Consider the following 1,082-nt stretch of genomic DNA (forward strand, 5'->3'; position numbering starts at 1 on the left):
TGAATCTCTACCCGAAAACTGAACACTCAAAAAAAGAGTGTTGTTAGTTTTCGGGTTATTTTTATGCAATTTTTCGGTATACTTTATTTGCGTTATACAGAAGGGAGTGGGCATTTTGAGTAAAAAGATTTATAACCAATCTGAAATTAAAACTTTGGAAAATAATCCTAATATCAAAAGTGTGACAGAGAGAAGCATCACCTATTCATCAGAATTCAAAAGAAAGGCAATTAAACAGAGCATACAAGGTATGACGTCCACTCAGATATTTGAGCTTGCTGGACTTCCTTCGCATTTAATTGGAGAAGGAAAAGCGAATCAATCACTGTCTCGTTGGAAAAAATTATATAAAAGACATGGCGAAGATATATTGCTTCAAGAGACTCGTGGTACTGGTCAGAGTGGTCCATATGGACCAAGAGGACAACTATCGTTAGAAGAAGCTTTAGAAAAAGCGAATGCCCGTATAGCCTATTTGGAGGGTAATCTTGAACTAGTAAAAAAATTAGAATTGCACGAGAGGAGCGTGAAAAACGACAGAAAAAACGACTTAAATAAACAGGAACGCTTTAAATTAATTAACCAAATTATTCGTGAAAATCAACTTGTTGGCATGGTTAATCATTTGTGTAATCTTGCGGGGGTAAGTAGAAGTGGCTATTATTACTGGCTAAATAGTAGCGATAAACGAAATGAACGTGAGCGCAATGATTGGGAAGATTTCCAATTGTTATATAAGGTATTTCTCGATAAGAAGAAATGTGGCATCGATGAAATAAAAATGGCGCTAGAAAATGAATACAGTATAATAATGAATCATAAAAAAATCAGAAGAATTATGCGTAAAAATGCCATTATATCGCCAATAAGAGCAGCTAAGCCGTATCGTAAAATCATGAAGGCAACTCAAGAAAATGCTACTAAGAAAAATATACTCAATCGCCAATTTAATCATAATATGCCATATAAAGTGTTTCTAACAGACATCACTTATCTTCCTTATGGAAGTGGACAATGGGCTTATCTTTCAGCTGTTAAAGATGGTGCTACAGGCGAGATTGTTGCACACCACTTCTCAACTA

General features: G+C 35.1%; 1 protein-coding gene. It reads left to right on the plus strand.

From position 1 onward, the window contains the following. Positions 1-115: 115 nt before the first annotated feature. Positions 116-1,082: IS3 family transposase (locus B9P78_RS09590; protein ID WP_199445773.1), on the plus strand; the 967-nt coding region annotated here is incomplete at its 3' end.

This window comes from Aerococcus sp. 1KP-2016, assembly GCF_002252085.1.
Lineage (GTDB): Bacteria > Bacillota > Bacilli > Lactobacillales > Aerococcaceae > Aerococcus.